Here is a 6,369-nt window from a genome sequence, read left to right as displayed (position 1 = left end):
CCTCCTTTTTGCGCATTTCAATGGTCGGCCCCCGCGCCCGCCCGCCCCCCGGGGGGGCGCGCATCTCGCCGCGGTCGGCTTGCCGAACGATCTGGCAAGCGCGGGGGTCGAAGCCGACGGCGCGGCGCTGGCCGCGCATATGGCGCATGACAAGAAGGTGCGCGGCGGCAAATTGCCGCTGATTCTGACCCGCGGCATCGGCCAGAGCTTCGTCACCGACGAATTTGGACTGAAAGTCGTCGGCGAATTTCTGGAACGGGAACGGACACGCTAGCACCGCCAGGCGAAACCTTGGGCCGTATGAAGCCGTTGGCAATCCGGGCTAAAGCGACCCGCCGCGCCTCCGCGAATAGATCGCCACGACATGCCCCAGCGTATCGCTTTCGCCGATGCACCGGAATCCGAGCTTGGCAGCGACGCGCTCGGACGCATCATTGCCGGCATCGATAATGCACCGCACCTCGGGCGCATCAAGGTTGGCGTCCGCCCACCCCAATGCAGCGGTCATCGCTTCGGTCGCAAATCCGGCACCCCAGTGATCGGCATCTAACGCCCAACCTGCCTCGGGCAATCCCTCCAGCTCGGCTATGCCGCGCCCGAAATAGGACAGGCCACCCATTCCGACGAGCGCGTCGGTCGCCTTGTCGGCGAATACCCAATAACCAAAGCCCATCACCGGCCACAATCCGGCCGCGCTCAAAAACTTCCCCCAACTGACATCGGGCGCGCGCGGTTCGCCGCCGATAAAGCGCGTGACCCGTTCATCGGCCCACATGGCGACATGATTATGCTTATCGGCCAGCCGCCCGGAGCGCAGGCGGAGGCGGGCAGTTTCGATGACAGGTGCGACGACAGGCATGGCGCGGATGTGCCGAAGCGCGGCGGGCGGGTCAATCGGGGTTGAGAAAATGATCGAACAGGTCGTGCAGCACGGCAGTGCCATCGACCTGCGCCTTCGTCCGCATCACCGCGAGCGTATCGACGCGCGCCAGCACATCGACATGCTTAAGCACCGCCTGATAATAGGGCCGGTCCGGAAAGTCGTGAAACAGCAGGATGCAGTCGGGTTTGCAGTGGATGATCGCCTGCAACAGGCATGCGACGCGAAAGCGCCCGTCGATCAGCACCGCATCGGGGCTGCCGCTCATCCCGCGCCAGATCTGGCTGTGATAGCGCGGCCAGTCGCGCAGGCGGCTTTCGTCGGTCGGATAACCCCATTCGCCGACCGCCCCGATGTCGGCGTGGAACGCCGTGAACTCCACCGCTTCGCCCGCAATGTCCGCCTGCACTTTGGCCAACCAAGCGGGATCGCTGTCGACACTGACGATCCGCCGCACCTGCCGCGCCGCGACCAGCGTGCTGCCGCCGCAGCCGAATTCGAGCAGTGACGATAGTCCTGCCAACTGTAGCTCGAGCTGCGTGACTTCCGCAGCGGTCATTTGTGGTTGCATGGTCCCCTCCACCCGCAGGGGGATATGGGACCACGGCCAGCGCGTCCAGCCCGGCATTGGCGGGCGCGCGCCAGGCTGATAATATCGCGTCATGTTGACGCCCCTCTGGCCGCAGCGCCTGCTTGCCCTGCCCTTTCTGATCCTCGGCGCCTGGTGCCTCGTCACGCCGCACATGGTCGAACGCCTGGGGATCAGTCCCGAATATCAGCATCTCAGCACGACGAGCGCGCTCTTGTTGGGCTGTTTCGGGGCACAGGCGGTGCTCGGCGGGCTGTTCATCGCGTTCAGCCGCTGGACCCGCAGCACCTTCGTCATCTACGGCGCGGCGCTGCTGCCCTTTTTCTGGTTCAACTATTATTTCGTGTTTGTCGTGCCGGTGATGACGCGTTTGATGGCGATCGACCTCGTCTCGAACCTGTTCATGCTCGGGCTGTGCGTCTGGGGCTACCGCATTGCACCGCGGGCGCTCGTCGCTACCGACGACTGATCCTCAAGCCGCAGCGGCGACCAAATCCGGCCCCGACGCATGCGCCGGCATCACCGCGTCTGCATAGTCGCTTTCATATTTCTGGATCAGCGCGCGATCGTCGTGGTTCCACGGGTGGAAACCGGGCAGGAAATAGCTGAGCCACGGCAGGAAGCTCTTGCGCAGCACCCCCGGCGACCCGAGCAGATACCACCAGATACGCGCGGTGACGCGCCAGCCGGTCAGCCCGTCCTGCTTGAGCAGATTCTTCATGCCCTTGATCCGCTTCGGCCAGAAGCGGCTGGTGACGAGCAGCATCATGATCGACTTGGCGCGCCAGCGCTTGAACCGGCTCCAGTCTTTGGTCGCGTGCAGCCAGGTGTCGTAGGCGACGCCCTTATGCTCGATCTCTTCGATCGCGTGCCATTTCCACAGCGCTGCCCATTCGGGCTCGGCGCCCGCATACATGCTTTCGTCGCGCAGCATCACCGATGCCATCATCGCGGTATAATGTTCCAGCGCGATCGTCGCCATCAGGTTGACGATCTGGGGGCGCTGCTTGATCAGGTCGAGCACCTGGTTGACGTCGGCTTCCAGCTCGCTGAGGTCGTAACCCGCTTCGGCCGCTTTCTTGTTGAACACGACATGCTCGCGGCTGTGGATCACTTCCTGCTGCGTAAAGGCGCGGATTTCGCGCGCCAGCTTGTCGGGCACGCCGTCACGGTGCGCCTTGACCGCTTCGATGAACATCGCCTCGCCGCGCGGGAAGGTTACCGACAGCGCGGTGTGGAAAGCCGAGGCGATCGGGTCGCCGTTCAGCCACCAGCGGCCCTGCTTGTCCTCACGGCCAAAGCGCATGTCGCGCGGCGTGATCGACAGGTCGGCGGGGGTCGGGGAGAGGGAAAGGCTGGACATATGGTTCATACCGTCGAAAAGGGGCGATGGGGAAATATCTAGGGTTTACTTACAAGCATGTCAATAGTGAAGAAGCGCCTGAGTCCTGAGGAGAGCCGGTTCGTTGCCCTTCAGGCCGCGCGCGAAATATTGATCGAAACCGGGCCGGCGGCGGTGACGCTGAAGGCGGTCGCGGGGCGCATCGACCGCACCCACGCCAATCTGCTCCACCATTTCGGCAGCGCGGCGGGGCTGCAAAAGGCGCTCGCCGCCTATCTCGCCGAAACCGTGTGCGCGACGATCGGCGAAAAAATGGCCGCATCCCCCCCGGGCGAGCGCAATGTGCGCGAGATCGTCGACCTGGCGTTTGACGCGTTCGACAGCGGCGGCGCGGGTGCGCTCGCCACATGGATGGCGGCGACGGGCAACGAGGATGCGCTCGATCCGATCGTCGATGCGATCCATAAGCTGATCGACGGCATGGCGCCCGACGCGCACGAAAAGCGCCTGATGCATGAAGACACGCTGGCGCTGGTGCTGATGGCGCTCGGCGACGCTCAGCTCGGCGGCGCAATGGCCGAAGCGCTCGGACTGCCGCGCGATACCGCGCGCGCGCTGGCGTGCGAGCTCATCACCGGCCGCATCGCGAATTTCTGGGCGGCGCAAAACCCCAAATAAAAACGGCGGCCCCGATTATCGGGACCGCCGTTTCCATGCTTCTCCGGGAGGGCGGGAGAAGGTCTTAGCTGGCGTTAAGCTGATGCTTCAGCGCCGACATCTGGTCATGGCCGTCGCGGACCGAGGCAAAGCTGCTCTGGATCAGCTGCTGCACGGCCGGATCAAGATCGCCGTCCTTCAGCGCGCTTTCAAACTTCGCCTTGATGTGATCCTCGCCGCGCTCGACCTCGGCAACAACCGCCGAATCGTTGCGGTCACCGGTCAGCGCGTCGCGCAGACCCAGGAACGCGCGGTGCGCCGATGCGAGCACAGTACCATCGTCTTCGGGATTGCCGCCAAGTTCGCGAACCTTGGTCTGAAAGGCGGTGACGATCGTCTGGCGCTCATTGGCACGGTTGAGAAAGATGTCGCGAAACTGCGCCGCGTTCGCCTCTTCGGCGGCTTTGCGATAGCCATCGACGCTGTCGAGCGTGGTGGCGATCAGCGAATTGAGCGTGCTGACATTCTTGTTGTCAAACATTTGAAATCCTTTCGGGAAAATTCCGGGTCGAGCATCGTGCGATGCCTTACCCACCCAACGAGCACCCGCCCGTAAAGTTGCGTCGGCTTGGCGCTGCGCCAGCGCATTTCGTCGAACCGATCGCGGATGCATCACAAAACTGGCCATTTCGGCGCGCTGCGACTAAGGGGTGCGCAACCCAACCACACAGTTCGTGCCGAGCGACGTCGCCAAAGGTGACGCCGCCACATGAATAAGGACCATCGCCGACGCCGCTTCACGCGATGCGAACGCGATGTTTTCCGCTCCGAAGGCTTCCCATGCATTTCCTCGACCAAGCAAAAATCTACATCAAGTCCGGCGACGGCGGCCCCGGTGCGGTCAGCTTCCGGCGCGAAAAATATGTCGAATATGGCGGCCCCGACGGGGGCAATGGCGGCAAGGGCGGCGACATCATCTTCGAAGCCGTCGCCGGGCTCAACACGCTGATCGACTTTCGCTACACGCAGCATTTCAAGGCCAAGCGCGGTACCCCCGGCGCGGGGCGCGATCGCACCGGCGCGGGCGGACCCGACCTCGTCATTCAGGTTCCGATCGGCACCCAGATCCTCGACGACGACGAGGACCGCAGTCTGCTCGCCGACCTGACCAAGGAAGGCGAGACGCTCGTCTTCCTGCGCGGCGGCGACGGCGGGCGCGGCAACGCATCGTACAAGACGAGCACCAACCGCGCCCCGCGCCAGCACGGCCCCGGTTGGCCGGGCGAGGAGAAGTGGGTGTGGCTGCGGCTCAAGCTGCTCGCCGACGCGGGCCTCGTCGGGCTGCCCAACGCGGGCAAATCCACCTTCATCAACGGCGTCACCAACGCGCAGGCGAAGGTCGGCGCTTACGCCTTTACTACCCTGCGCCCGCAACTCGGGGTGGTCAGCCACAAGGGCAATGAGTTTGTCGTCGCCGACATCCCCGGCCTGATTGAGGGCGCCGCCGACGGCGCCGGGGTCGGCGACCGATTCCTCGGCCATATCGAACGCTGCCGCGTGCTTCTCCATCTCGTCGACGCCAATGACGAGGATGTCGCCACCAGCTACCGCATCGTCCGCGACGAGCTCGAAGCCTATGGCGCCGATCTTATCGATAAGCCGGTGATCGTCGCGCTCAACAAGATCGACACGCTCGACGATGAACTGGTTGCGGCGCTGTCGGCCGAGCTTGCCGAAGCAAGCGGCGCGCCGGTGATGGCGCTGTCGGGCGCGAGCGGTGCGGGCGTGCCCGCGATCCTCGACAAGCTGCTTGAAATCATCGGCCCCGAAAAGCGCCCCGTCGTGCGCAACGACGAGGGCGAAGAAACGACCGACTGGTCGCCGGTTTAGGAACTTAAACGGGGCGCGCGCCTTGTAGCATAAACAACAAGGGATTCCGGATGTTCTCTCCCCGTCGTGCGATCAAGTTTCTGCTCTGCGCTGCCCCCATTCTCGGCGTCGCCGCCCTTCCTGCCCATGCGCAGGAAGCGGCCAGCGGCTCCGAAAAGCGAACCCGCGTTATCCTTGGGCCGCAGCTGTCACCGTCATGGCCCGGATCGAAAGATCTGTCGTTCGGCCCCTATATCGATGTCTCGCGCGAGCGCGTCGGAACCGACTTCACCTTCGAGGCCGCCGACGAGAGCTTTGGCGGACCGCTCATTCAGTCCGGGAACTTTGCTTTCGGGCCGGCGCTGGGCTTGATCGGCAAACGTACCGTCGCCGACATTGGCGCCGATCTACCAAAGGTTGGCTTCTCGTTTGAAGCCGGCGGTTTTGCACAGGTGTCCCTCACGCCCGCAATTCGCGTCCGCGTCGAAGGCCGCAAAGCACTGAGCGGCCACAAGGGCTGGGTTGGCGAAGTGAGCGCCGATTATATCGCGCGCGAGGGCGACGACTGGCTTTTCTCGATCGGCCCGCGCGTGACGCTGGGCGATGCCAAATACACCAACGCCTATTTCGGCGTGACCCCCGCCGCCGCCGCGACCTCCGGCCTGCCCGCCTATGATGCCGACGGCGGGGTCCAGTCGATCGGCGCGACCGCCGGCTATCACCGGATGCTCGGGCGGAACTGGGGCATCGCCGTATATGGCCGCTATGACCGGCTGGTCGGCGATGCGGCAGACTCGCCGGTGACGCGTCAACTCGGCAGCCGCGGCCAGCCGTCGGTCGGTGTCGCCTTCAGCTACACCTTCGGCGGCAGCCGCTAATCAGCCTTGCCTGCCGTGACGGCCGTAATCGACCGATTGCGGCCGTCGGCAAAGATGTCATAGTGCCTGAATGAAAAGGCTAATTTGCATTGCTCTGCTGACCCTCGGCCTTAATTCGCCGGCTAACGCGGAGCCGCAAAGTTCCCAAGCGATG

General features: G+C 64.2%; 8 protein-coding genes and 1 pseudogene. 5 read left to right on the top strand and 4 right to left on the bottom strand.

From position 1 onward, the window contains the following. Positions 1-274, top strand: a pseudogene (locus K0M74_RS03360) (3-dehydroquinate synthase); the annotation flags it as partial. 48 nt (positions 275-322) lie between these two features. On the opposite strand, the gene K0M74_RS03355 reads toward K0M74_RS03360, so the two are convergent. Next, a complete protein-coding gene (locus tag K0M74_RS03355) occupies positions 323-859 on the bottom strand; it encodes a GNAT family N-acetyltransferase (RefSeq protein ID WP_293967972.1) in 537 nt (178 codons plus the stop codon). Positions 860-890: 31 nt separating this feature from the next. Beyond that, on the bottom strand, positions 891-1,439 hold the full coding sequence (locus tag K0M74_RS03350) for a hypothetical protein (RefSeq protein WP_293967969.1): 549 nt from the start codon (positions 1,437-1,439) through the stop codon (positions 891-893). A 103-nt stretch (positions 1,440-1,542) separates the two neighbouring features. On the opposite strand from K0M74_RS03350, the gene K0M74_RS03345 reads away from it, so the two are divergent. Then, positions 1,543-1,938 carry a hypothetical protein gene (locus K0M74_RS03345; RefSeq protein WP_293967966.1) on the top strand — a complete coding sequence of 132 codons (396 nt, stop codon included), beginning with the start codon at positions 1,543-1,545 and terminating at the stop codon, positions 1,936-1,938. 3 nt (positions 1,939-1,941) lie between these two features. Here the strand turns inward: K0M74_RS03345 and K0M74_RS03340 are convergent, their stop codons facing one another. Then, entirely contained in the window at positions 1,942-2,832 is an 891-nt protein-coding gene (locus tag K0M74_RS03340) for a metal-dependent hydrolase (protein ID WP_293967964.1), read from the bottom strand. 57 nt (positions 2,833-2,889) lie between these two features. Here K0M74_RS03340 and K0M74_RS03335 point away from each other — a divergent pair, with 57 nt between their 5' ends. Then, positions 2,890-3,489, top strand: coding sequence for a TetR family transcriptional regulator (locus K0M74_RS03335; protein ID WP_293967961.1), 600 nt, complete (start codon positions 2,890-2,892; stop codon positions 3,487-3,489). A 64-nt stretch (positions 3,490-3,553) separates the two neighbouring features. On the opposite strand, the gene K0M74_RS03330 is transcribed toward K0M74_RS03335, so the two are convergent. Then, positions 3,554-4,009, bottom strand: a complete 456-nt coding sequence (locus K0M74_RS03330) for a PA2169 family four-helix-bundle protein (protein WP_293967958.1) — start codon at positions 4,007-4,009, stop codon at positions 3,554-3,556. 299 nt (positions 4,010-4,308) lie between these two features. On the opposite strand from K0M74_RS03330, the gene obgE reads away from it, so the two are divergent. Beyond that, positions 4,309-5,358 carry a GTPase ObgE gene (gene obgE / locus K0M74_RS03325; protein ID WP_088444065.1) on the top strand — a complete coding sequence of 350 codons (1,050 nt, stop codon included), beginning with the start codon at positions 4,309-4,311 and terminating at the stop codon, positions 5,356-5,358. 50 nt (positions 5,359-5,408) lie between these two features. Continuing rightward, positions 5,409-6,215, top strand: a complete 807-nt coding sequence (locus K0M74_RS03320; protein ID WP_293967954.1) for a MipA/OmpV family protein — start codon at positions 5,409-5,411, stop codon at positions 6,213-6,215. Positions 6,216-6,369: the final 154 nt, after the last annotated feature.

The sequence above is a fragment of the Sphingopyxis sp. genome (assembly GCF_019459305.1).
Classification (GTDB): domain Bacteria; phylum Pseudomonadota; class Alphaproteobacteria; order Sphingomonadales; family Sphingomonadaceae; genus Sphingopyxis.
The sequence above is the reverse complement of the archived record's forward strand: the minus strand, read 5'-3'. Positions and strand labels throughout refer to the sequence as shown.